Source organism: Lentibacter sp. (assembly GCF_965657785.1).
Lineage (GTDB): Bacteria > Pseudomonadota > Alphaproteobacteria > Rhodobacterales > Rhodobacteraceae > Lentibacter.
In genome coordinates this window covers 139,244-162,282 of record NZ_CBFHPP010000001.1, presented here as the reverse complement: position 1 = coordinate 162,282, position 23,039 = coordinate 139,244, and the positions used below count along the sequence as shown (strand labels likewise).

Below are 23,039 nucleotides of genomic sequence, written 5' to 3'. Positions count from 1 at the left end.
GCCTGAGCGAGATTTGGGACATTTAGAGCAAAGCTTAACCCAATCAGGAGACCGCAGATGTCAGAGCCAGCCGCGCCGAAAACCACCTTCAAACGCGTTATGCTCAAGATATCAGGTGAGGCGCTGATGGGGGATCAGGGCTTCGGGCTGCATCCGCCGACTGTCCAGCGGATTGCGCGGGAAGTGCAGTCTGTTCAGGAGATGGGCGTTGAAATCTGTATGGTCATTGGCGGTGGCAATATTTTTCGCGGGCTGTCGGGCAGCGCGCAGGGCATGGAACGCACAACAGCCGACTATATGGGAATGCTGGCAACTGTGATGAACGCGCTGGCGATGCAAAGTGCTTTGGAAGACCTTGGTGTCTTTACCCGTGTGATTTCGGCGATCACGATGAACGAAGTGGCCGAGCCATATATCCGCCGCCGCGCGGTGCGCCACCTTGAGAAAAAGCGGGTCTGTATCTTTGCGGCCGGAACGGGCAACCCTTATTTCACGACAGATACGGCGGCGACCCTGCGCGCCAACGAGATGGCCTGTGAGGCGATCTTTAAGGGCACCAAAGTCGACGGCGTCTATGACAAAGACCCTGCCAAGTTTGAGGATGCGGTGCGCTATGATCATGTGAGTTATGATGAGGTGCTCCAGAAGCGCCTCGGGGTTATGGACGCCAGCGCGATTGCGCTGGCGCGCGACAATAACCTCCCCATCATTGTGTTTAGCCTTGACGAGCCCGGCGGCTTTCAGGGCATCCTCGCGGGCGAGGGCACATATACAAAGGTGCACGGCTAAGGCTTTTAAGCCTGCGCGGGACACTGTAAACTGGCTGAAAGCCAAAAGAGACGAACAGGAGTTTGAGGCCCATGTCAGACGATTTTATGCTGGATACCGACGAGCTGGAGCGCCGTATGGACGGGGCGATGGCCAATTTGCGGACCGAATTTGCCTCTCTGAGGACGGGGCGCGCCTCGGCGAGTATGCTTGAGCCGATTGTGGTGGAGGCCTATGGCAACCAGACGCCGATCAACCAGCTTGGCACAGTGAACGTGCCCGAGCCGCGCATGGTCACGATCAATGTGTGGGATAAATCCATGGTTCAGGCTGTGGAAAAGGCGATCATGAACTCGGGCCTCGGAATCAACCCGCAGACCAACGGCACCATTGTTATGTTGCCGATCCCCGAGCTGAACGAAGAACGCCGCCGCGAGCTGACCCGTGTTGCGGCGCAATATGCCGAACACGCGCGCGTCGCTGTGCGCAATATTCGCCGCGACGGTATGGACCAAGTGAAAAAGGCCAAGGCCGACGGCATTTCGGAAGATGACCAGAAGTTCTGGGAAGACGAAGTGCAAACTTTGACCGATAAACACATCAAAGCGCTCGATGCGGCTCTGGAAAGTAAGCAAGCGGAAATCATGCAGGTGTAAGGTTCCCTTTTTATTATGTGACTTAAGGAGCCAGATTTGACGAGTGAATTCGATAAGGGCGCGGGGCCGCGCCATGTTGCGATTATTATGGATGGCAATGGCCGCTGGGCGCAATCGCGCGGGCGGCCACGGCTTTTTGGCCATCACGCCGGCGCAAAACGGGTGCGCGAGATTGTAGAAGCCTGCCCTGATTTGGGCGTGAAGTATCTGACGATTTTTGCTTTTTCGACCGAAAACTGGAAGCGCACGCAAGTGGAGGTGGCAGGGCTTATGGGGCTGTTTCGGCGCTATATTTCAAAAGAAGCGCGAGCCTTGAAAGACGAGGGTGTGCGGGTACGCTTTATTGGCGACCGTGTGCGGCTTGATGATAAGTTGGTCAGCTTGATGGACGAGCTTGAGCTTTTGACCTGCGAGAACGAGAAGGTGCATCTGACCATTGCGCTCAATTACGGCGGGCGCGACGAAGTGAGCCGCGCCACAAAGCGGTTGGCGCAGGATGTGGCGGCGGGGCGGCTTGACCCGGAAAAAGTGGATGAGGAAACGCTTCCAAAGTATTTGGATACATACGTTTTGCCTGATCCGGACCTTGTCATTCGCACCAGCGGCGAGGCGCGGATTTCGAACTTTTTGCTCTGGCAGTCGGCCTATGCGGAATATGAATTTATTGACACGCTCTGGCCTGATTTCAGCCCTGAAATTTTTGCGGGGCTGGTCAACAACTATGGCAAGCGCGAGCGGCGCTTTGGAGGGGTTGTGGCATGAAAATCGAGGCGGGCAAGTGGGGAGATCTGCGTTTGAGGCTGATATCGGCGGCTGTGATGGCTGTTGTGGCGAGCGTAGATATCTGGCTTGGCGGCCCTTGGTTTTTGGCGCTTCTGGCGCTGATCTCGGCGGGCATGGTCTGGGAGGCGGCGCGGCTTGGCGGCGCTGTGCGCGGGCCTTTGCGCGATGTGGCGCTGCCGATTGCGGGCGGCGTGGCTCTGATTGCGGCCGAGTGGATCGGCGCGCCCTTGGGGTTTGTTCTTCTGGGCGCGGTTGCGGGCGCTGTTTGGGCTTTGGCGGCGCGCTTGCGGCATCGTCTCGCATTTTATGCGTTTTTTTGCATGATCGCGGGTCTGGCGCTTTATGGCATTCGCGATCTTTTCGGAATGGTGGTTCTGATCTGGGTGATCGGGGTTGTGATTGCCTCTGATGTCATGGGGTATTTTGCGGGGCGCGTTTTGGGCGGGCCGAAGTTCTGGCCCAAGGTCAGCCCCAAGAAAACATGGTCCGGCACGGTTGCGGGCTGGGCAGGGGCTGCGCTTTTGGGCTGGCTGCTCGGCGACAGGCTGTTGGCGGGGGGACTCGATTGGCCTATTTCGCCTGTCCTGTTCTCGGTAATTTTGGCTTTTGCGGCGCAGATGGGCGATATTGTCGAGAGCGCTTTGAAGCGCAAGGCCGGTATCAAAGACAGCTCTTCTCTGATCCCCGGGCATGGCGGCGTTTTGGACCGCTTTGACGGGATGATCGGCGCGGCGCTGGTCTTTTTCCCTGTGCTGACAGTGGCAGGGCTTCTGGGGTGAGGCGCAGGATTTCTATTTTCGGGGCCACAGGCTCTATCGGGCAATCGACGCTTGATCTGATCGGGCGCGCGCCTGAGGCCTATGAAGTTGTGGCTTTGACGGGCGGGAGCAATGTGGCGCAGCTGGCGGCAGATGCGCGCAGGTTTGGCGCGGATGTGGCTGTGATTGCCGATGAGGCGCGCTTGCCTGACTTGCGTGCGGCGTTGGCGGGGAGCCAGACAGAGGCCGCTGCGGGGCAGGTGGCGCTGATTGAGGCGGCGGCGCGGCCTGTGGACTGGGTGATGAGTGCGATTGTGGGCGCGGCTGGGCTGGAACCTGGGCTGAAGGCGCTTGAGCAGGGCGCCACTCTGGCGCTGGCCAACAAGGAATCGCTGGTGAGCGCGGGCAAGCTTTTGATGGAGACAGCCGAGCGCCACGGGGCACAGGTTCTGCCTGTGGACAGCGAGCATTCGGCTGTGTTTCAGGCGCTGGTGGGCGAGGATATGGCGGCTGTCGAGCGGGTGATTATCACGGCCTCCGGCGGCGCATTTCGCGACTGGCCGCTTGCGCGGCTTGCAAGCGCGAGTGTCTCGCAGGCCAGCAGCCATCCCAACTGGGACATGGGCCAGCGGATCACGATTGACAGCGCGTCTATGTTTAACAAAGCCTTGGAACTCATTGAAACACGTGAGTATTTTGGTATTGAACCTGAAAAAATCGAGGTGCTGGTGCACCCGCAGTCGCTTGTTCATGCGCTGGTCGGGTTTCAGGATGGCGGGCTGATGGCTCATGTCGGGCCGCCCGATATGCGCCATGCGATTGGCTATGCGCTGCATTATCCCGTGCGTGCGAAGCTGCCTGTGGAGCGGCTTGATCTGGCGCGCATTGGGCAGCTTGAGTTTAGCGAGCCTGACCCGCAGCGCTACCCAGCTTTGGGGCTGGCCTATGAGGTTATGGCGCGCGGCGGGCTGAGCGGGGCAGTGTTTAACGCTGCCAAAGATATGGCGTTGGACAGGTTCTTGGCGGGGCAGATCGGCTTTACCGACATGGCAGATGTGGTGCGGGCCACTTTGGACCAGCTCTTGCCTGACGATAGCCTGATCGATGCGCCAATGACCCTTGATACCCTGCGCCGAGCAGCCCATTTAGGGCAGAGCACCGCGCAAAGCGTGACACCGAAATAAGACAGAAAGACAGGTAACCCTTTGGATTTTATGACCCTTCTGCCAGAATTTGGCAATGTAATCCTCACTCTCATTTCTTTTGTCGTTGCTTTGTCGATCATCGTGGGGGTGCATGAATACGGCCATTATATTGTCGGGCGTTGGTCGGGGATCAAGGCTGAGGTTTTCTCAATCGGCTTTGGGCCGGTGCTTATTGCACGCGAAGACAAACATGGCACCGTCTGGCAGATCGCGGCGATCCCGTTTGGGGGCTATGTCAAATTTATGGGTGATGCCAATGCGGCGAGCGGTAAGGATGGCGAGGCTATGGAGGCTATGCCTGTGGAGCAGCTGCGCCACACCATGCATGGCGCGCCGCTTTGGGCGCGGGCTGCGACTGTTTTGGCGGGGCCTGTGTTTAACTTTATCTTCTCGATCGCGGTGTTTGCGGGGCTTTTGCTGTCGCTTGGCATGATGTCTTCGCCCCCCAAGATTTCGACGCTCCATCCGATGCCCTATGAGGGTGTGACGATTGAAGCGGGGGATCAGATCGTGGCAATTGCGGGCACACCCTTTCCCGAAGAGCCGAGCCGCGCCTATTTTGATGCGCTGCCAGACGGGCTCTTGCTTGATTACACCGTGAAACGCGGCACCGATACGCTGATCGTGCAGGGGCCGCAGTATAGCCCCGCGCGGATCGGGGGCGTGCAGCCGCGCTCGGCGGGCGAGGCGGCGGGCCTGATGGAGGGCGATGTGATCTTGCGCGCGGACGGGCAAGACCTGAGCAGTTTTATGCAGCTTGTGTCTGTTGTGAAGGCCGCTGAAGGCGCGCCTGTCAGGCTCAATGTCTGGCGCGACGGGGCGGAAAAGGAATTTGTCATCCAACCCGAGCTTCGCGATGTGCCAACGGCGGACAACGGCTTTGAAAAGCGGTTTCTCATCGGCATTTTCAGCTCGACCTTCTTTGAAGCAGAGACCGAGCGCCCGGGAGTGTTTGAGGCTGTGGGGCTGGGCGCCGAGCAGACCTATAGTGTTGTGACGCGGTCTATTTCGGGGCTGTATCATCTGGCATTTGGCAAGATCAGCTCCTGCAATATGTCGGGCGCCATCGGCATTGCGCGGGCCTCAAAAGCCCAAGCGGAGCAGGGGCTTGCCGAATTTATCGGGTTTCTTGCACTCTTATCGACGGCTGTGGGCTTTCTGAATTTGTTGCCCATTCCCATGCTCGATGGCGGGCACCTGATGTTTTATGGCTATGAGGCCGTGATGCGCAAAAAGCCGAGTGACAGGGTGATGCAGGTTTTGATGAGCATGGGGATTGCCCTTGTTTTGAGCGTGATGGTCTTTGCCCTTTGGAACGATATTTTCTGCTGATCGGTTTCAAAACGGGGCGCTGCCCCAGAAATGCCACAATTGTGCCGCGCTTCCTACACAATGCTTTGTCAGGCTGAGCCTGTAAGAGTGGAGTATGGGTATGGATACGATTGAAAAAGGTTATCGCGGGCTGCATCTGCTTTGGGATTTGAACTGGGACCGCCTTTTGTATCTTGCGACGATCACGGTTGCGCTGTTTGCGGGCGCATGGATCGGCAGCTTGTTTCTTTAAGGGGTTTGGGCCTTGACCGCACACGATAGCTTTTGCGCGCCCCTTTCGGGGCGCTTCTCGTTTTGACATCAATTGCCAATGCGATTAGTCAGTCAGGATAGGGGTGTCTGACTGGAAATGAGAATATGACAAGCAGTGTCACGAAGCGCGCCGCGCGCAGAGGATCAAACCACACCATTGGCAAAGCGCTGAAAATACTGGCTTGCGCCATGTTTTCAATGGTTTTTGTCTGGGGTGTCATGCGTGTTGACGCGCAAAATTACAGTTTTAATTCGGTCGCTGTTGAAGGCAACAAGCGGATCGAAACAGACACGATCCTGACCTATGCGGGAATCGCTCGGGGGCAGGCCGTGTCTGCTGGCGATTTAAATGAGGCCTATCAGCGGATTTTGGCGTCGGGGCTGTTTGAAACTGTTGTGATCGAACCCAAAGGTGGCACACTTGTGATTGTGGTTGAGGAATTCCCGACCATCAATCGCATCAGTTTTGAAGGCAACCAGCGCCTGAAGGATGACGAGCTGTCTCGCTTTATCAAGCTGAGACCACGCCTTGTCTTTAGCCCGACACAAGCCGAGCGGGATGCGGCCACGCTGACGGAGGCCTATGCCGAGAATGGCCGTTTGGCGGCCAAAATCACCCCTCAGATCATCCGCCGCAGCGACAACCGCGTCGATCTTGTGTTTGAGATATTTGAAGGCGGTAACACAGAAGTCTCGCGGATCGGCTTTGTGGGCAACCAAGTTTTCTCTGACCGACGTCTGCGCCGTGTTCTGGAGAGCAAGCAGGCCGGCGTTCTGCGCGCCTTTATTCGCAAGGACACTTTTGTTGAGGATCGTCTGCAATTTGACCAACAAGTCTTGCGCGATTTCTATTTGTCACGCGGGTATGTCGATTTTCGCACAACCTCGGTGAATGCCGAGCTTGCGCGCGAGCGTGACGGGTATTTTCTAACGTTTACGCTTGAAGAGGGCCAGCAGTTTGCCTTTGGCGAGATTACAACTGTGAGCGAAATGGCCGAGGTCGATAGCGACGACTATCAGGAGACCGTCAAGCTGCGCTCTGGCGATGTTTACTCGCCAGCCTCAGTGGAAAACGCGATTGCACGGATGGAACGTCTGGCAATCCGCAATGGCCAGCCGTTCTTGCGCGTTGAGCCACGGATCACGCGCAATGATCGCGATCTTACGCTGGATATCGAGTTTGTTCTGGGGCGCGGTGAGCGTATTTTTGTCGAGCGGATCGACATTGAGGGCAATGCGACTACGCTTGACCGCGTGGTGCGCCGCCAGTTCCGCGTGGCGGAGGGCGACCCGTTTAACCCGCGCGAAATCCGCGAGAGTGCGGAGCGGATCCGCGCGCTTGGTTTCTTTGGCGACGCTCAAGTCAATGCGCGGGAAGGCTCGACGCCCAACAGCGTGATTGTTGACGTGGATGTGCAAGAAAAGCCGACCGGCTCGCTTAATTTTGGCGGAACATTTTCGACCGACAACGGCTTTGGCCTCGTGGCGCAATATACGGAGACGAACTTCCTTGGCCGCGGTCAGACCGTGCGCTTTCGGGCTTCGGGCGCGACGGATAACACCAACTACGGGCTTTACTTTGAAGAGCCGGCTTTCCTTGGGCGGGATGTGAAGTTTTTCTTTGATATTGGGCTTGTGGAAACAACGGCCGCAAATTCGAATTACAACACCGACAAGGGAAACTTTGCAACGGGTCTTGAGTTTGCGCTCGGGGAGCGCGCGCGGCTCGGGGTGAACTACAAGTTTGATGCGACCAAGATGACGGTGGATAATACGACTGTTTTGTCGGGGCCTGCGCCGAGCACTTGTAGCAACCTGTTTCTCTGTGTGGGAGATGTTCTGTCAGCGGAGATCGCTCAGGGGCGGCGCAAGCAAAGCTCTGTTGGGTATACCTATTCATGGGACTCGCGCAAAACCTCGCTGGATGACAATGAGGGGCTGCGTTTTGTCGTAAGTCAGGATTTCGGCGGCTTGGGCGGCGACGATACATTTGTGAAGTCTAAAGCCAAAATGGTGGCTCAGACCCGTATCTTGAGCGATGAAATCACCCTGCGGGCCACGATTGCGGGCGGGGCTGTGAACTTCTCTGGCCCTGGTAGTCGCGCGACAGACCGCTGGCTGTTTGACGAGGATATCATTCGCGGTTTTGCACCCGACGGGATTGGCCCACGGGATTATAACGCTGGTGCAAACATGAACGACGCTTTGGGCGGCAATTACTTTGTTTCGGCCAAGTTTGAGGCGCTTTTCCCGCTGGGCTTGCCTGAGGAATACGGGATCACGGGCGGCGTCTTTTATGACATCGGCAATGTTTGGGGGCTTGATCAGGTTAGTTCTACCCCTGGCGTTACGCATTATGAGAGCGGATCGGTCCGCCATGTGGCTGGTATCTCTGTCTTTTGGGTGACGCCGATTGGCCCGATGCGTCTGAACTGGAGCAAGGCTCTGGAAAAAGAAGTGCAGGACAAAGACCAGAGCTTTGAGTTTACGATCTCAACCGAGTTCTAGGATGGCTGCGCCGCTCAGATCATATGTCTTTCCGCTCGCCCTTGGACTATGTCTTTGGGCGGCGGGCGTTTTTGCTCAAGGGTTGAGCGCACCACGGGCCGAAGTTGTGATTGTTGATCCCAACAGGCTTTTTGCAGAGACCCTTTTTGGCCAGAATATTTCGCAGGCCCTCGAGGCCGAAGCCGTTGAGCTGTCGGCCAACAACCGCCGACTTGAAGAGGAATTGCGCGCCGAAGAGAAAGAGCTGACCGAAAAGCGCCCGAGCATGGCGCCGGTTGACTTTCGGGATGCGGCGGAGGCCTTTGACAAGAAAGTTCAGGCCATTCGCCGCGAGCGCCAAGACCGTGCCCGCGCTCTTGAGGACAAGCGCACCTCAGCGGAGCAGCGTTTTTTGGCGACAGCTCAGGGCGTTCTTGTCGAGCTGATGAATGAGCGGGGCGCAAATGTTTTGTTGGATATGCGGGCGGTGATTTTGCGCGATAGCGCGATTGATATTACCAATGACGCTGTGCGCAAGATTGACGAGGCGATCGGGCGTGGCGAAATGCTTGGCAAAGCCGAGGCGGCCCCGAAAGAGGAATAATGCGGCTCTGGCCTGCGCCGCTTGTTTCGCGACGGCGCTCTTGCTACTGAGAGTGCAGATTGACTGGAAGGAATACCAATGACAACCGAGGTTCTGCGCGCCGATATCGGCCTTATCCAGCGGATTATTCCGCACCGCTATCCGTTTTTGTTGGTGGACCGTGTGGAAGACATTATCGGCACAGAATCAGCCCGTGGCATCAAGAATGTGAGCATGAACGAGCCGCATTTTCAGGGCCATTTTCCGGGCAAGCCGATTATGCCCGGTGTGACAATTGTCGAAGCTATGGCGCAGACGGCGGCTGTTATGGTGGGCGTTGCGCTTGATATGGCGGATAAAGAGCTGTTGGTCTATTTCATGGCGATCGAGAAGTGCAAATTCCGCCGCATGGTTGTTCCGGGCGATGTGCTTGAAATGCAGCTGACCACATTGCGCGGCAAACCCGGTGCCAAAGTCTGGCGCTTTGGCGGGGTTGCGACAGTTGAGGGCGAGATGGCCTGCGAAGTCGAGTTTACCGCGATGATGGATCTGCCGAAGGTGGCCGCAGAGTGAGCCGCGATATTCACCCCAGTGCCATTGTCGAAGAGGGCGCCCAGATTGGCGAGGGCTGTATCATCGGGCCGTTTTCGCTGATCGGCGCTGATGTGGTCTTGGGCGCCAATGTGCATATCAAGAGCCATGTTGTTGTGACAGGGCAGACCGAGATTGGCGAAGGCACCGTTGTGTTTCCTTTTTCGGTGATCGGGGAAGTGCCGCAAGACCTAAAGTTTAAGGGCGAGAAGACCGCGCTGAAAATCGGGGCGCGCAACCGTATTCGCGAACACGTCACCATCAACTGCGGCACCGAGGGCGGCGGCGGGCTGACGCAGATTGGAGATGACGGGCTGTTTATGGCGGGCTGTCATATCGCACATGACGCCCATGTCGGGGACCGTGTGATTGTGGTCAATTCCTCGGCTGTGGCGGGGCATTGTGTGATTGAAAATGATGTGATCATCGGGGGGCTTTGTGGCATTCACCAGTTTGTGCGCATTGGTCAGGGGGCCATCATTGGCGCTTTGAGCATGGTGACCAATGATGTGATCCCGCATGGGCTTGTGCAGGGGCCGCGCGGAGAGCTTGACGGGCTGAACCTTGTGGGCCTCAAGCGACGCGGTGTGGCGCGGGCCGATATTACGGCGCTTCGGGCGGCGTTTCAGATGCTGGCGCAGGGCGAAGGCACGTTTCAGGAGCGTGCGCGACGCTTGGGCGAGGATAGCGAAAGCGACTATGTGCAGCAGATCGTCGGCTTTGTGACAGGCGCGAGCGACCGCTCTTTTCTCACGCCAGGGAACTGACGTGCTGGCGCTGATCGCAGGGCGCGGGGCATTGCCCAAGGCGATTGCTGATGCGCAACGCGAGCGGCCTCTCATTTGCGCTTTGGAGGGCTTTGCGCCAGATGCCCTTTCTGTTGACCTCACATTTCGGCTTGAGACTTTGGGGACATTTCTAGGCGCATTGCAGACGCGTGGTGTGACGCAGGTCTGTTTTTGTGGCGCGATTGATCGGCCACGGCTGCGCCTTCGCCAGCTTGATTTCAAAACGCTGCCGCTGGTGCCGAGGTTTTTGCGCGCTTTGAGGCTTGGCGATGACGGGGCGCTGCGCGTCGTTGTCTCGCTGTTTGAGGCGAAGGGGTTTGATGTGCGCGCTGCGCATGAGCTATTGGCGGGGCTGACCATGGCGGCAGGGGTTGCGACCCGGAGCCAGCCACAAGAGGCGCATCAGGGCTTGCCTGCACTTGGGCGCAGTCTGTTGGCGGCCATGGGGCAGGCCGATCTGGGGCAGGCCTGTGTTTTGCGGGGCCAAGATGTTTTGGCCCAAGAGGATGTGAGCGGCACAGATGCGCTGCTTGCGCGTTTTTCGCGGCACGGCGAGGGCAAGGGGGCTGTGCTTTATAAGGCACCAAAGCCCAATCAGGACCGGCGTGTCGATTTGCCCACGATTGGGCTGGCGACGGCTGCGGCCGTTGTGGCGGCTGGCTTTGACGGGATCATTCTGGAGGCGGGGGGCGTGATTGTTCTGGAGCAGGACCAGGTGATTGAGACGCTTGACCGCGCGGGGCTGTTTTTATGGCTGGTGTGAAGCGTATCTTTATCGTGGCGGGCGAAGCCTCTGGCGACAAGCTTGGCCAATCTGTGATGCTCGGGCTGAAACGCCTTTTGCCTGACGTTGAGTTTGCGGGCGTTGGCGGGCCGCTGATGGCGGCCGAGGGGCTGGTCTCTCTGTTCCCTATGGATGAGCTGAGTGTCATGGGGCTGGCGGAAGTTTTGCCAAAATATCGCGCGCTGCTGCGGCGCAAAGACGAGACTGTGGCGGCAGCGCTGGCGTTTGAGCCTGATATTTTGCTGACCATTGATAGCCCCGATTTTTGCAAGCGTGTGGCAAAAGAGGTGCGCGCGGCCAATCGGGCGATCAGGACGGTGCATTATGTGGCACCTTCTGTTTGGGCATGGCGCCCCAGGCGCGCCGCAAAGCTTGCGCGCTTTACCGATAAGGTTTTGACTTTGTTGCCTTTTGAGCCTGAGCTTATGCAGGCCGCAGGGATGGAGGCCGCGTTTGTCGGCCATCCTGTGGTGGCGGAGCCTGAGGCGACGGATCTCGACATCGCGACGTTTCGGGCAGCGCATGGTCTTGGTGATGCGCCTTTGCTTTTGCTTCTGCCTGGCTCGCGTTTGGGCGAGGTGAAGCGGCTCTCGGAACGCTTTGGCGCGGCGGCGCGCGCGGTTTTGGCCAAGCGTGCAGGGATGCGAGCTGTTGTTGTGGTGGCGGATGGGGTGCGCGGGTTTATGGCCGAGCATCAAGAGCTGTTTCCAGCGGAGACGCGTTTTGTGACGCCAAAAGACGCGACCGAGAAGCGCGCGGCTTTTGCTACGGCGGATGTGGCGCTGGCCGCGTCGGGGACGGTTTCGCTTGAGCTGGCAGCGGCGAAAACACCTATGGTGATTGGCTATGATATGGCGTGGCTGAGCCGTATGATTATGGCGCGGATGCTCCTTATTGACACGGTCACGCTTGTGAACCTTGTGAGCGAGACCCGCAGTGTGCCTGAGCGGATCGGCAAGGCCTGCACGTCTGAGGGGCTGACCGAGGCGGTGCTTGAGGTCTTGCGCGCGCCTGAGGCGCAGGCTGAGGCGATGCGGCTGACGATGGAGCGGCTCGGCGGGGACGGGGAAGACCCGGGCTTGCGTGCGGCCAAGGCGCTGCTCTGTTAGAGGCGGATATAGGAGACGCTTTCCCCGACTTCGCGCGCGCCGTCATGGGGCGGGCGGATCAAGAGCGCGTTGGCTGAGGCCAAGACCGAGAGAAGGGCCGAATCCTGACGGGTTTCGGCGCGAAGCTGGCCCTTGGTGACGCAGGCGCGCATATAGTGCTCGCGTGGGCCATTGGCGGGCAGGGGCTCGGACAGCTCGGCTGTGAAACGCTCGGCGGGTGCTGCGCCAAGACCTGTCATGGCCCGCAAGACAGGCAGCAAGAAGACATGACCACAAACCATGGCAGACACCGGGTTTCCGGGGAGGCCGATCATCACAGCGTCGCCCATTTGGCCCGCCATGAGGGGCTTTCCGGGGCGCATCGCGACTTTGTAAAAGCTCTGGTTGAGGCCAAGGCGTGCGGCCACATCGGCGACGATATCATGATCGCCGACGGAGGCCCCGCCGATTGTGACAATGAGATCAGCGCCGTCGCAGAGCGCAAAGACCGTCTCAAGGCTTGAACGGGTGTCACGCGCAATCGGCAGGATGCGCGCCTCTGCGCCGTGAGCTTCAAGCAGGGCTTTGAGGCCATAGGTGTTGGAGGCGATGATCTGGCCCTCTGCGGGCGTCTCGCCGGGCTGCACCAGCTCGTCACCTGTCGAGACAAGGGCCACCACGGGGCGCTTGTAGACGGGCAGCTCGGCGTGGTTCATCGAGGCGGCGAGGGCGATATCGGAGGGGGTGAGCAAGCGCGGCGCGCTCATCTCGTCGCCAAGGGCGAAGTCTTGGCCTGCGGGGCGGATGTTAGGCTTGCTGGTGTCGTCGGTGAGCAGCGTGATCAGCTTGCCGCGGCGCTCAACCTCTTCCTGAATCACAACGCAATTGGCCCCTTCGGGCACGGGCGCGCCCGTGAAGATGCGCACCGCTTGGCCCGCGCCGACACGGCCTGAAAATCCGTGGCCTGCAGCGGCTTCTCCGATGACCACAAATTGGGCGTGCAAATCGGCCTCAACGGAATTGAGCGCGTAACCGTCCATGGAAGAGGCCGCAAACGGCGGCTGTGTGAGCTTGGCGGCTACCCGGCGCGCCAGCACACGGCCTGACGCCTCAGTCAGGGGGCAAAGCTCTGTTTCCACAGGGCGGGCAAGGGCGAATAACTGGTCGAGGGCCTCTTCAACTGAGATCATTTTTCTTCATAACGTCCTGATTTACCGCCGTCTTTCAACACAACGCGGGTTGCCCCGATCTCCATCGCCTTGTCGACGGCTTTGACCATGTCATAGACCGTCAGTGCGGCCACAGAGACGGCTGTGAGCGCTTCCATTTCGACACCTGTCTGGCCCGTGGTTTTAACTGTGGCTGTGATCTGCACGCCCGGGAGGCTTTCGTCTGGCTCAAGGGTGAGCGCGACTTTTGTGATGGGCAGGGGATGACAGAGGGGGATAAGGCGGGCCGTTTCTTTGGCCCCCATGATGCCTGCGAGCTGTGCCACAGCGAGAACATCGCCCTTCTTGGCGCGGTTCTCTGTGATCATGGCGAGGGTTTCGGGAGCCATACGGATATGGCCCTTGGCTGTAGCGACACGAGAGGTCACAGCTTTGTCAGACACATCGACCATATGGGCGTTGCCTGTGGCGTCAAAATGGGTGAGGCCTGACATCAGGCACCTGCCGCACTGAAGGGGTTTGCCAGAAGCGTGCGCGTGGCGGCTTCGACATCCTCCTGACGCATCAGGCTTTCGCCGATCAGGAAGCTGCGCGCGCCGTAGCGGGCGATGTCGGCGAGGTCTTCGGGCGTGAAAAGGCCGCTTTCGCAGACGATCATGCGGTCTGCCGGAACGCGCTTTGAAAGTGTGCGCGTGACATCAAGAGAGGTCTCGAAGGTATTGAGATTGCGGTTGTTTATCCCGATCATACGTGACTTGAGCGCACTGGCGCGTTCCAGTTCCTCGGCATCATGGACCTCCAGCAGCGCATCCATGCCCCATTGGCTTGCAGCCTCTTCAAGCTCTTGGGCTTGGGCATCAGAAACAGAGGCCATGATGATCAGGATACAATCTGCCCCCAAAGCGCGGGCTTCGGCGACTTGATAGGTGTCATACATGAAGTCTTTGCGCAGCGCGGGCAGGCGACAGGCGTCACGGGCCGCTGTAAGAAAGCTTTTGTCGCCTTGAAAGCTTGGTGTGTCGGTGAGCACGGAGAGGCAGGTTGCGCCGCCTGCTTCATAGGCTTGAGCGAGGGCGGCGGGGTCAAAATCGGCGCGGATGAGGCCCTTGGACGGGCTGGCCTTTTTGATTTCAGCGATCAGGCCATAGCCTGCTTTGCTTGCTTCAAAAAGCGCGTCTGCAAAAGGGCGCACAGGGGCGGCTGCGGAGGCAGCGGCCTCGACGGCCTCCAGAGGCACTGTCGCTTTGTCTGCGGCGATTTCTTCAAGCTTGTAGGCTTTGATTTTGTCTAGAATGGTCGCGCTCATGAGGCCTCCGATGTGAATTTGGCAAGGGCGGCGGTTTTCTGCGCCGCGCGGCCACTGTCGATACTGTCGCGCGCCATTTCGACGCCTGCGCGCAGTGTATCAGCTTTGCCAGCCACGTGAAGGGCGGCGGCAGAGTTCAGCAAGACGGCGTCGCGGTAGGCCGAAGCCTCCCCTGCCAGCAGGGCGCGAAAGGCGGTGGCATTCTCTGATGGTGTGCCTCCGATGATGTCTTCAAAGGGATGCACGGGCAGACCCGCTTCCTCGGGGTGCAGCTCTTGCTCGGTGATGCTGCCGTCCTCGTTGAGGGCGGCGATCCATGAGACGCCTGTGATGGTCAGCTCGTCGGTTCCGTCAGAGCCGTGGACAAGCCAAGCGCGTTCGCTGCCGAGCTGGCCGAGCGTTTCGGCCATAGGGCGGATGAGATCGCGGCTGAATGCGCCTGTGAGCTGGCGCTTGACGCCTGCGGGGTTTGTCAGCGGGCCGAGAATATTGAAGATGGTGCGGGTTCCAAGCTCGGCACGGGCCGGGCCGACATGGGCCATGGCAGGGTGGTGCATGGGGGCCATCATGAAACATATGCCGCAGCTTTGCAGCGCTTTTTCAACGAGGTCTGCGCCGATCATGACATTGATGCCAAGTTCGCCGAGCGCATCGGCTGCGCCTGATTTGGAACTCAGGTTGCGGTTGCCGTGTTTGGCCACAGGCACGCCAGCGCCCGCCACAACAAAGGCGGTCGCGGTTGAGATATTAAGCGTGCCTTTACCGTCGCCGCCTGTGCCGACGATATCCATTGCGCCTTCGGGGGCTTTGACGGCGTGGCATTTGGAGCGCATGACGGCGGCGGCGGCGGCGAACTCTTCGACTGTTTCGCCGCGGGTGCGCAGGGCCATGAGAAAGCCGCCGATCTGGGCTGGGGTGGCCTCGCCATTGAAGAGCTCGGTGAAGGCCGTTTCGGCTTCAGCACGGCTGAGCGGACGCTCGGCCGCGGCCCCGATCAGGGGTTTGAGGATGTGGCTCATGCCGGCTCCTTTGCCATATCAAGGAATGTTTTCAACATCTTGTGCCCGTGTTCAGAGCGGATTGATTCGGGGTGAAACTGGACGCCATGCACTGGCAGCTCGCGGTGGGCGAGGCCCATGATGGTTCCGTCAGACAGCTCGGCTGTGACCTCAAGGCAGTCAGGCAGGCTGTCGCGCTCAACCACCAGCGAGTGATAGCGTGTGGCCTCAAAGGGCGAGGGCAGGCCTGCGAAAACGCTTTTGCCCTCGTGATGAATTGTGCCCATTTTGCCATGCACAATCTCGTGGCAGCGCACGACCTTGCCCCCGAAGGCCTCGCCGATGGTTTGATGCCCGAGGCAAACCCCCATGAGCGGGATGCGGGCCTTGGAGGCGGCGCGTGTCAGCTCAAGGCAAATACCGGCTTGGGCGGGGTCTTTTGGCCCCGGTGAGACAAGGATTGCGGAGGGCGCAAGGGCCAAAGCCTCGGCCACCGTGAGCGCATCGTTGCGCGCAACATGGACATCTGCGCCCAATTCGCCACAATAATGCACCAAATTATAGGTGAAACTGTCGTAATTATCTATCAGTAGCAGCATCTTGTCATTCGCAGTTAGGAAAGGGCTGGAGGCTCACCCTAAGGTCGCGGTATAAATGGTCAGGGTTAGAGCGGAGCGTCAAGGGGCAGAGGCCCGATGAGGCAGATAAATCAGAGGTGAGTTGAGTGGCACGCGGATTTCTGAGTGGTGTGATCGTTGGAACGCTGGTGGCGGGTGTGGGCGTGGGGGCGCTGTCTTTGGCGACAGACTTGCCGCCCGAAAGTGCTCCTGTGAAAGCGGCGCAGGAAGCTGACGCTATACCGCAGGCTAAGACATCACCTGTGGCGGTTCCTGATGTGACAGTCGAGGAGAGCGCACCTGTGATGGGCCAAGCGCCCTCGGCCACTGCGCCTGAACCGGAGAGCCTGACGGCGACTGACACGCAAACTGCCGCCAAACCCGACGCCGAACTGGCCACGGCCGCTTTGGACGCGCCTGATCAGGGCGTGGCCCCTGAGCAGCGCGCTGAAACCGACCAGCCTGTTGCCGCGCAAAGTGTTTTGGAGGCCCCGATGGCGCCTGAGGCCGAAAGCGATCTGGCGGTGTCAACCGAGACAGCCGAGCCGCAAGCCCCGAGCGTGGCTGAACCTGTTCCGGAAGCCGAACCGCAGCCTGCGCCTGTGCCTGACGAAGACCGCGAAGAGATCACCCTAACGATCCCGAGCTTGCCCGAGGAAGACGAGGGCGGGCGCGCGCCTGAGCCGACGAATGGGGCCGAAAGCCCTGTTGAGACTGCGCGCGTGAGTATCGGAACGCCTGCGCGCACTTTGGGCGATGGCTCCTCCAGCCGCTTGCCAAGCATGGGCAGCGGGCAGAGCGATGCGGCGGCAGGGGCTGACGCCGAGGTCAGCGGGACGGTTGATATTAACGACTTGCCACCGATTGAGCGCTTTGCGGCGCCGTTTGTGCCCACCGAGGGCGTGCCGCAGATGGCGATTGTGCTGATTGATGATGGCACGAGCGAGATTGGCGTTGAGGCGCTGAGCACCTTTCCATATCCGCTGAGCTTTGCGGTGGACACCTCATGGAGCGGTGCCGAGGCGGCTATGAAGACCTATCGTTCCGCTGGATTTGAAGTGCTTGCGATGGTCAATCTGCCACGCGGCGCGCGCGCGTCTGATGTGGAAGTGTCGATGCCTGTTTTGCTGGACAAGCTGCCAGAGGCGGTGGCGATTATGGAGACGCCAGACGCTGCTTTGCAAGACAGCCGTGAAGTGATTGCACAGGTGAGTGCCTATCTGGCGGACAGCGGCCACGGGATGCTTTTGTTCCCCAAGGGGCTGAACACAGCGCAGAAAGTGGCGGCCAAAGAGGGCGTGCCTTCGGCGACAGTCTTTCGCGACTTTGACAGCAAGGGGCAGAATGCCAGCACGATCAAGCGTTTCTTGAGCCATGCCGCATTAAAGGCGGAGGCCGAGGGCGGCGTTGTGATGGTCGGGCGGTTGCGCGCCGATACGATCAGCGCGCTTTTGCTCTGGGGCTTGCAGGAGCGGGGCGACCGGCTTGAGCTTGCGCCTGTGAGCGGTTTGCTCAAGACGCCTTAGGCATGATTAAACGTCGAGCTTTGTCCATGCGCCTGGGGCTATACCCTCAAGGCTGTGCGGCCCGATGCTGACGCGAATGAGGCGCAGGGTCGGGTGTCCGACATGGGCTGTCATCCGGCGGACCTGACGGTTGCGGCCCTCGCGCAGGGTGAGTTCTATCCATGTGTCGGGAATGGATTTGCGCACACGGATCGGCGGGGTGCGCGGCCAGAGCCAGAGTGGCTGTGCCACGCGGCGAGCTTTGGCGGGCTTGGTGGGGCCGTCTTTGAGCGTGATACCTTGGGAGAGCGCCTCAAGGGCGGCGTCATCGGGCGTGCCTTCGACTTGGACGAGGTAGGTTTTGGGTTCTTTGAATTTCGGATTTGAGAGCTTTGCTTGCAGCCTGCCATCATCCGTAAGGAGCAAAAGCCCTTCGCTGTCGCGATCAAGGCGACCTGCGGGGTAGACGCCCTTTTCGGTGATGAAATCAGAGAGCGTGGCGCGCGCAGATCCTTCGGTGCCTTTGTCCGTGAACTGGCTCAGGACGCCAAAAGGCTTGTTGAACAGGATAAGGCGGCTCATGGCTGCTCTTGGGTCGAATTTTCGCTTTGCGAAAATCCGATCTGTTGGGGGCGCTGCCCCCAAACCCCCGGGATATTTTCAGAAAGAGGAAGAAGTGAGGGCCAGAGGGGGAGAGACGGCATTTCAGGCGTTCCCATTGCCTGTGAAGCGGGCTGCATCGGCGGCGGCGCGGCGGATTGCGCCTGATTTGTGCAGGGTTTCCATATATTCGGCCTCCGGGTCACTGTCATAGACCACGCCGCCGCCCGCCTGAATATAGAGTGTTTCATCTTTGACGAGGGCGGTGCGCAGGGCGATACAGACATCCATATCGCCATTGGCGGCGAAATAACCGACGCCGCCGCCATAGATGCCGCGCTTTTCGGGCTCGAGCTCGTCGATGATCTCCATAGCGCGCACTTTGGGCGCGCCCGAGACGGTGCCTGCAGGCAGGCCCGAAAGCAGGGCGGAGAGGGCGTCATGCTCGGGCGCAAGCTCGCCCACCACGTTGGAGACAATGTGCATGACATGGCTGTAGCGTTCGATGATGAATTCTTCGGTCGGGCGCACTGTGCCGATTTTGGACACGCGGGCGGTGTCATTTCGACCGAGATCGAGCAGCATCAGGTGCTCGGCGAGCTCTTTTTGATCGGCAAGGAGGTCAAGCTCAAGCGCCTTATCCTCTTCGGGGGTCGCGCCGCGCGGACGCGTGCCTGCGATCGGGCGGATTGTGACCTCGTTGCCAAAGACGCGCACGAGGATTTCGGGCGAGGCCCCGACGACCTGAAACCCGCCGAAGTTGAAGTAAAACATAAACGGCGACGGATTGGTGCGGCGCAACGAGCGGTAGAGCGCGAAGGGCGGCTGGCGGAAGGGCTGTGACCAACGCTGGCTTGGGACGACTTGGAAGATATCGCCTGCGCGGATGTAGTCTTTGGCTTTTTCGACAGCCGCTTTATAGCCGTCGCGGGTGAAATTGCTGGTGGGCTCGCTGTCGTCCTGGGCGTCTCCCAGATCGCGGGCTTGTTGGGGCAGGGCGCGCTCAAGATCGCGCACGGCGTCCATCACCCGCTCGGCGGCTTGGGCATAGGCGGCGCGCGCAGACAGCCCGTCAGAGGCCCAGGCTGGGGCCACGACAATCACCTCACCTTTGACGCCATCCAGAACGGCCGTCACCGTGGGGCGCAGGAGCACGGCATCGGGCAAGCCAAGCCTATCTTCAGGAACATTGGGCAGATGCTCGACAAGGCGGATCATGTCATAGCCGAGGTAGCCAAAGAGGCCTGCCGAGGCGGCGGGCAAATCTTCGGGCATCTCGATCCGGCTTTCGCAGAGCAGCGCGCGCAGATTGGCAAGCGGGTCGCCTGACTGCTCTTCAAAGGCGCTTTCATCAAACCGCGCCTGACGGTTGAGGCGGCTTGTTGTGCCGTAACATTGCCAGACAAGGTCAGGCTTCATCCCGATGATGGAATAGCGCCCCCGCACTTCGCCGCCTGTGACGGATTCAAGCATAAAGGCGTTTTTGGCCGCCCCTGTGAGCTTGAGCATCAGCGAGACAGGCGTATCAAGATCGGCGGCAAGACGGGTGTAGACGAGCTGGTTTTGGCCCGCAGAAAAGCCCTGCTCGAAATGTGTGAAAGAGGGGGTCAGCTCCACGGGATCTGCCTTTGTGTTTAAAACTGGGTGTTGACCGCGTTGATTGCGGTTTCATCCAGGGTGATGGGCATACGTGACTGAATGTCACTCACGAACAGGTTGTAGATGTCTTGTGCCAGATCGTTTTCATACTGGCTTTCCAACAGGCTGCGGGTGCTGGCCAACTCGGGATCAGTCAGATCAGGGGCAATGATCATATCCAGTTGGAGGAGCGCGACGGTGTCGCTTCCGCGCACCACGGCAGTTTCGCCCTGAGTGATGAGAGCAAAAGCATCCACCATAAGCGAGGCTGGCGCATCCGCGATGAATTCGGCACGTGTGAGGCCTGTTTCGACACGTGGTGCGAGGCCAATCGAGGCAAAGGCGCGGCCTTCGCCAAGAGTGGCTGCAAGCGCTCGGGCTTTGTTTTCAAGAGCGTTTAGCAGGCGTTGGCGGCGCTCGTCTTCAATGACGTTTGCGCGCACAGCGGAGAGAGGCTGCTCAGTGGCGGGCTCTTCGGCATCAAGGCGCATGGCAATCAGGCCGCCATCGTCCAGCTCGATGATTTCGGGGAAGTCCTCAAGCGTGATCCGGTTTGCGGTCTCGCGGAAGGCGGCATAGCCTGCGGGCGTCGCTTCGGCGCGGTCATGCCAATCGATCTTGCCAAGCTCCATCTTGGTTTCGGCGGCCAGCTCTTCGAGCGTGGCACCAGCGGCGAGGAGGTCTTCATAGGCCTCGCGCTCGACATCGATCAGGCGGCGGGCGCGGCTCTGGGCATATTCATCGCGCAGCTCGTCTATGACGTCGTCATATTCTGTCTCGACCGCAGCGAGAATGCCGTTGATGCGAAAGAGGGCGGGGCCAAGATCGGTTGTGAACGGGCCGACAATATCGCCTGCGCGGGCGGCAAACACAGCGTCGCCAGCGCTTGCAAGCTCATCCTTGCGAACATCACCGATATCGATATCAGAGAGGGTCAGGCCACGCTCTGCCACGACAGCTTCAAAGCTTTTGGTGCCTGCTGTGAGGGCCTCGGCCGCGGTTGTGGCGTCAGCCTCGGCTGGAAACACGAGGCGCTCGACAAGGCGGCGCTCGGGGCGGTTGAGCTCGGCGGCGCGCTCGTTGAAGAGCTGTTGCAGCGTTGTCTCGTCGACGTCTACGGCGTCAATCATCTGCTCGGGCGTGAGCATGGCAAAGGTGATTTTGCGCAAGAAAGGCGTTTTGTAATTGGCTGAGTTTTCACTGTGAAATGCGACAAGCTCTGCTTCGGTGGCCTCTGGCAAGGGCGCGTCGAGCAGGGTTTCGTCAAGGATTGCCCATGTGAAGTCGCGCTCTTCGCCGATAAAGTTCAGGATCGTGTCTGCATAGCTGGCTGTTGGCTGAATGTTGTTGAACAGGGCTGTCTGCACAACCCCACGAGCCATTTCTTCGCGCACGATCTCTTCATACTGACGCTCTGTGAGGCCGATTTGCTGAAGGCGGAAGCGATAGTCGTCACGGCTGAACTTGCCGTCAAGGCCTTTGAAAGCGTCTGTCTCGACGATCTGGCGGGCGAGGCGTGCGTCACCGACAGAGAGGCCGAGCGCGGCGGTTTCGGCGTCAAGCGAGCGCGTGGCAACGAGCTGTGAGAGCACGAGGCGGTCGAACTGTTGGGCTTGGGCTTCGGCAAAGCTGAGCGGGCTGCCAGAAGCCGAGCTTTGGCCCTGCAACATCTGGCGCAGGGCGCGGCTGTAACTCTGGGTGGTGATGTCTTTGTCACCCACGGTGCCAATGGTGCGCACGGAGCCGCCGAGGTTGGTGATTCCGAAGCCGCCAAGGCCCAAGATGAGCATCGCCATCAGGATCCAGACCAAAGTTTTGGTTGTCTTACCACTCGCGCTCATCACGCTCTCCTCATGCCCAATTCTTGAGGGCAGTGTCTAAGGGTTTGCGCGCGCGGGAGCAAGGCTCAAGCGCGGGTCATTTGCAGCCTGTCAAACAGGGTTTTGACACCTGCCGCATTCACATTGGCAAAAGCAATGCGCAGCTCGCGCGCGCCTGCGGCCTCTTTTTCGGGGCGGAACATGGTTCCGGGCAGGCATAAGACGCTTTGTTGGCGTACAAGCTCTTGGGCGAGCGCATCCGAGGCCAGCTCAAAGGGGTGGGCCATATAGGCGAAGTAAGCACCGAGGCCGAGAAGCTGCCAGCCCTGTGCTTCAAGGCGCGGGAATTCGGCCTCAATGGCGGCGCGGCGCGCGAGGATTTCGGCGCGCTCCCCTGCGAGCCATTGGCTTAGGTTTTGCATCCCCCAAAGCGCGCCACGCTGGCCAAGCTGGTTGGGGCAAATGGTGACGGTATCGAGAAACTTTTCGACCTCTGCCAAGCGTGCTCGCGAGGCCACGACAGCGCCGACGCGATGGCCCGTGAGGCGGTAGGCTTTGGAAAAGGAGTATAGCTGGATCAGGGTGTCCTGCCAGCCGTGGCGCGTGAAGAGATCATGCGGCGCGCCTGTGCGGCTGTCAAAGTCGCGGTAGGTTTCGTCCACAATCAGCGCAAGGCCGTGCTCTTGGGCCAGATCATAAAAGGCGCCGACAAGTGCGGCTGGATATTCCACGCCAGCGGGATTGTTCGGCGTGACGAGCGCAATGGCGCGGGTGCGTGGCGTGATCAGGGCGCGGGCCGCGTCGGGATCAGGTAAAAGGCCTGCGCCAGCGGGCAGGGCGATGCTGCGCACGCCTGACATATCGAGCCACATTTTATGGTTGAAATACCACGGAGTCGGAAGGATGACCTCGTCTCCCTCGGCACAGAGCGTGGCGATGGCTGCGGCGAAAGCCTGATTGCAACCTGATGTGATTGCGACCTCAGCCTCTGCAATTTCGCCGCCATAGCTTGCTCGCCACTGCTCGGCCACTTCGGCGCGCAGAGCTGGCAGGCCGAGCGTGGGGCCGTAGAGATGTGTCTCGGGCTGTGACAGGATGGCTTCGGCCATGGCTTCGCGCATTGGCGCTGGCGGTGGTGCGGTGGGCGCCGCTTGGCTGACGTTGATCAAAGGGCGCTCGGGCGGAAAGCTCACGTCCGTAAGCCAGCGCCGCGCTTCCTGCACGGGGGGAGGAAAGGTTGTTGCGGTGCGGGGCAATGTCATAGCGTGACTCCTGTTGTGATCTGGGAGCCTCCGGCGGGGATATTTTCAG

23 protein-coding genes are annotated in these 23,039 nt (G+C 59.7%); 14 read left to right on the top strand and 9 right to left on the bottom strand.

Annotated features, from left to right (window positions below):
• Positions 1-57 precede the first annotated feature (57 nt).
• The 13 genes from pyrH (at position 58) to lpxB (ending at position 12,096) form a co-directional block, all read left to right on the top strand.
• Positions 58-789: a UMP kinase gene (gene pyrH, locus ACTF58_RS00815; RefSeq protein ID WP_438990057.1), complete on the top strand. Its 732-nt coding sequence runs from the start codon at positions 58-60 to the stop codon at positions 787-789.
• A 71-nt stretch (positions 790-860) separates the two neighbouring features.
• The gene (gene frr, locus ACTF58_RS00810) at positions 861-1,424 is read left to right on the top strand and encodes a ribosome recycling factor (RefSeq protein WP_438990056.1); all 564 of its coding nucleotides are present in this window, start codon (positions 861-863) and stop codon (positions 1,422-1,424) included.
• A gap of 36 nt (positions 1,425-1,460) precedes the next feature.
• On the top strand, positions 1,461-2,186 hold the full coding sequence (uppS, locus tag ACTF58_RS00805) for a polyprenyl diphosphate synthase (RefSeq protein ID WP_438990055.1): 726 nt from the start codon (positions 1,461-1,463) through the stop codon (positions 2,184-2,186).
• Positions 2,183-2,986 (top strand): phosphatidate cytidylyltransferase, encoded by an 804-nt coding sequence (locus ACTF58_RS00800; RefSeq protein WP_438990054.1) that lies wholly within the window; start codon positions 2,183-2,185, stop codon positions 2,984-2,986. The genes uppS and ACTF58_RS00800 overlap by 4 nt, the downstream gene beginning before the upstream one ends.
• Complete coding sequence (dxr, locus tag ACTF58_RS00795; RefSeq protein WP_438990053.1) at positions 2,983-4,149, top strand: 1-deoxy-D-xylulose-5-phosphate reductoisomerase; 1,167 nt, start codon at positions 2,983-2,985, stop codon at positions 4,147-4,149. Before ACTF58_RS00800 ends, dxr begins: the two co-directional genes overlap by 4 nt.
• Before the next feature lie 30 nt (positions 4,150-4,179).
• Positions 4,180-5,502, top strand: coding sequence for an RIP metalloprotease RseP (rseP, locus tag ACTF58_RS00790; RefSeq protein WP_438990132.1), 1,323 nt, complete (start codon positions 4,180-4,182; stop codon positions 5,500-5,502).
• Between the two features lie 100 nt (positions 5,503-5,602).
• Positions 5,603-5,734, top strand: coding sequence for a hypothetical protein (locus ACTF58_RS00785; protein ID WP_438990052.1), 132 nt, complete (start codon positions 5,603-5,605; stop codon positions 5,732-5,734).
• 125 nt (positions 5,735-5,859) lie between these two features.
• Positions 5,860-8,262: an outer membrane protein assembly factor BamA gene (gene bamA / locus ACTF58_RS00780; RefSeq protein WP_438990051.1), complete on the top strand. Its 2,403-nt coding sequence runs from the start codon at positions 5,860-5,862 to the stop codon at positions 8,260-8,262.
• A gap of 1 nt (position 8,263) precedes the next feature.
• Complete coding sequence (locus tag ACTF58_RS00775; protein WP_438990050.1) at positions 8,264-8,845, top strand: OmpH family outer membrane protein; 582 nt, start codon at positions 8,264-8,266, stop codon at positions 8,843-8,845.
• A 78-nt stretch (positions 8,846-8,923) separates the two neighbouring features.
• On the top strand, positions 8,924-9,397 hold the full coding sequence (gene fabZ, locus ACTF58_RS00770) for a 3-hydroxyacyl-ACP dehydratase FabZ (protein WP_298803244.1): 474 nt from the start codon (positions 8,924-8,926) through the stop codon (positions 9,395-9,397).
• Entirely contained in the window at positions 9,394-10,182 is a 789-nt protein-coding gene (gene lpxA, locus ACTF58_RS00765) for an acyl-ACP--UDP-N-acetylglucosamine O-acyltransferase (protein ID WP_438990049.1), read from the top strand. Before fabZ ends, lpxA begins: the two co-directional genes overlap by 4 nt.
• Before the next feature lies 1 nt (position 10,183).
• The gene (locus ACTF58_RS00760) at positions 10,184-10,966 is read left to right on the top strand and encodes an LpxI family protein (protein WP_438990048.1); all 783 of its coding nucleotides are present in this window, start codon (positions 10,184-10,186) and stop codon (positions 10,964-10,966) included.
• Positions 10,954-12,096, top strand: coding sequence for a lipid-A-disaccharide synthase (gene lpxB, locus ACTF58_RS00755; RefSeq protein ID WP_438990047.1), 1,143 nt, complete (start codon positions 10,954-10,956; stop codon positions 12,094-12,096). Before ACTF58_RS00760 ends, lpxB begins: the two co-directional genes overlap by 13 nt.
• Here lpxB and ACTF58_RS00750 read toward each other — a convergent pair.
• The 5 genes from ACTF58_RS00750 to ACTF58_RS00730 are packed head-to-tail and all read right to left on the bottom strand — an operon-like array spanning position 12,093 to position 16,147.
• Positions 12,093-13,265, bottom strand: a complete 1,173-nt coding sequence (locus ACTF58_RS00750; RefSeq protein WP_438990046.1) for a molybdopterin molybdotransferase MoeA — start codon at positions 13,263-13,265, stop codon at positions 12,093-12,095. The two genes, lpxB and ACTF58_RS00750, sit on opposite strands and share 4 nt — an antisense overlap.
• The gene (gene moaC / locus ACTF58_RS00745; protein WP_089890837.1) at positions 13,262-13,738 is read right to left on the bottom strand and encodes a cyclic pyranopterin monophosphate synthase MoaC; all 477 of its coding nucleotides are present in this window, start codon (positions 13,736-13,738) and stop codon (positions 13,262-13,264) included. Before moaC ends, ACTF58_RS00750 begins: the two co-directional genes overlap by 4 nt.
• Positions 13,738-14,550, bottom strand: a complete 813-nt coding sequence (gene trpC, locus ACTF58_RS00740; RefSeq protein ID WP_438990045.1) for an indole-3-glycerol phosphate synthase TrpC — start codon at positions 14,548-14,550, stop codon at positions 13,738-13,740. Before trpC ends, moaC begins: the two co-directional genes overlap by 1 nt.
• Complete coding sequence (gene trpD / locus ACTF58_RS00735; protein WP_438990044.1) at positions 14,547-15,569, bottom strand: anthranilate phosphoribosyltransferase; 1,023 nt, start codon at positions 15,567-15,569, stop codon at positions 14,547-14,549. The genes trpC and trpD overlap by 4 nt, the downstream gene beginning before the upstream one ends.
• Complete coding sequence (locus ACTF58_RS00730; RefSeq protein WP_438990043.1) at positions 15,566-16,147, bottom strand: anthranilate synthase component II; 582 nt, start codon at positions 16,145-16,147, stop codon at positions 15,566-15,568. Before ACTF58_RS00730 ends, trpD begins: the two co-directional genes overlap by 4 nt.
• A gap of 125 nt (positions 16,148-16,272) precedes the next feature.
• Here ACTF58_RS00730 and ACTF58_RS00725 point away from each other — a divergent pair, with 125 nt between their 5' ends.
• Entirely contained in the window at positions 16,273-17,691 is a 1,419-nt protein-coding gene (locus tag ACTF58_RS00725; protein WP_438990042.1) for a divergent polysaccharide deacetylase family protein, read from the top strand.
• A gap of 6 nt (positions 17,692-17,697) precedes the next feature.
• Here ACTF58_RS00725 and ACTF58_RS00720 read toward each other — a convergent pair whose 3' ends face one another.
• From ACTF58_RS00720 to ACTF58_RS00705, 4 genes are all read right to left on the bottom strand, one after another.
• Entirely contained in the window at positions 17,698-18,252 is a 555-nt protein-coding gene (locus ACTF58_RS00720; RefSeq protein ID WP_438990041.1) for a pseudouridine synthase, read from the bottom strand.
• Between the two features lie 123 nt (positions 18,253-18,375).
• A complete protein-coding gene (trpE, locus tag ACTF58_RS00715; RefSeq protein ID WP_438990040.1) occupies positions 18,376-19,887 on the bottom strand; it encodes an anthranilate synthase component I in 1,512 nt (503 codons plus the stop codon).
• Between the two features lie 17 nt (positions 19,888-19,904).
• A complete protein-coding gene (locus ACTF58_RS00710; protein WP_438990039.1) occupies positions 19,905-21,749 on the bottom strand; it encodes a SurA N-terminal domain-containing protein in 1,845 nt (614 codons plus the stop codon).
• A gap of 65 nt (positions 21,750-21,814) precedes the next feature.
• Positions 21,815-22,990, bottom strand: a complete 1,176-nt coding sequence (locus tag ACTF58_RS00705) for an aminotransferase (RefSeq protein WP_438990038.1) — start codon at positions 22,988-22,990, stop codon at positions 21,815-21,817.
• Positions 22,991-23,039 lie beyond the last annotated feature (49 nt).

What these genes read in the sequence shown, in the direction of transcription:
- pyrH (WP_438990057.1), top strand. Translation starts at nt 58, where the DNA reads ATGTCAGAGCCAGCCGCGCCGAAAACCACCTTCAAACGCGTTATGCTC.
- frr (WP_438990056.1), top strand. Translation starts at nt 861, where the DNA reads ATGTCAGACGATTTTATGCTGGATACCGACGAGCTGGAGCGCCGTATG.
- ACTF58_RS00800 (WP_438990054.1), top strand. Translation starts at nt 2,183, where the DNA reads ATGAAAATCGAGGCGGGCAAGTGGGGAGATCTGCGTTTGAGGCTGATA.
- rseP (WP_438990132.1), top strand. Translation starts at nt 4,180, where the DNA reads ATGACCCTTCTGCCAGAATTTGGCAATGTAATCCTCACTCTCATTTCT.
- ACTF58_RS00785 (WP_438990052.1), top strand. Translation starts at nt 5,603, where the DNA reads ATGGATACGATTGAAAAAGGTTATCGCGGGCTGCATCTGCTTTGGGAT.
- bamA (WP_438990051.1), top strand. Translation starts at nt 5,860, where the DNA reads ATGACAAGCAGTGTCACGAAGCGCGCCGCGCGCAGAGGATCAAACCAC.
- ACTF58_RS00775 (WP_438990050.1), top strand. Translation starts at nt 8,264, where the DNA reads ATGGCTGCGCCGCTCAGATCATATGTCTTTCCGCTCGCCCTTGGACTA.
- fabZ (WP_298803244.1), top strand. Translation starts at nt 8,924, where the DNA reads ATGACAACCGAGGTTCTGCGCGCCGATATCGGCCTTATCCAGCGGATT.
- lpxB (WP_438990047.1), top strand. Translation starts at nt 10,954, where the DNA reads ATGGCTGGTGTGAAGCGTATCTTTATCGTGGCGGGCGAAGCCTCTGGC.
- ACTF58_RS00750 (WP_438990046.1), bottom strand. Translation starts at nt 13,265, where the DNA reads ATGATCTCAGTTGAAGAGGCCCTCGACCAGTTATTCGCCCTTGCCCGC.
- moaC (WP_089890837.1), bottom strand. Translation starts at nt 13,738, where the DNA reads ATGTCAGGCCTCACCCATTTTGACGCCACAGGCAACGCCCATATGGTC.
- trpC (WP_438990045.1), bottom strand. Translation starts at nt 14,550, where the DNA reads ATGAGCGCGACCATTCTAGACAAAATCAAAGCCTACAAGCTTGAAGAA.
- trpD (WP_438990044.1), bottom strand. Translation starts at nt 15,569, where the DNA reads ATGAGCCACATCCTCAAACCCCTGATCGGGGCCGCGGCCGAGCGTCCG.
- ACTF58_RS00730 (WP_438990043.1), bottom strand. Translation starts at nt 16,147, where the DNA reads ATGCTGCTACTGATAGATAATTACGACAGTTTCACCTATAATTTGGTG.
- ACTF58_RS00720 (WP_438990041.1), bottom strand. Translation starts at nt 18,252, where the DNA reads ATGAGCCGCCTTATCCTGTTCAACAAGCCTTTTGGCGTCCTGAGCCAG.
- ACTF58_RS00710 (WP_438990039.1), bottom strand. Translation starts at nt 21,749, where the DNA reads ATGAGCGCGAGTGGTAAGACAACCAAAACTTTGGTCTGGATCCTGATG.
- ACTF58_RS00705 (WP_438990038.1), bottom strand. Translation starts at nt 22,990, where the DNA reads ATGACATTGCCCCGCACCGCAACAACCTTTCCTCCCCCCGTGCAGGAA.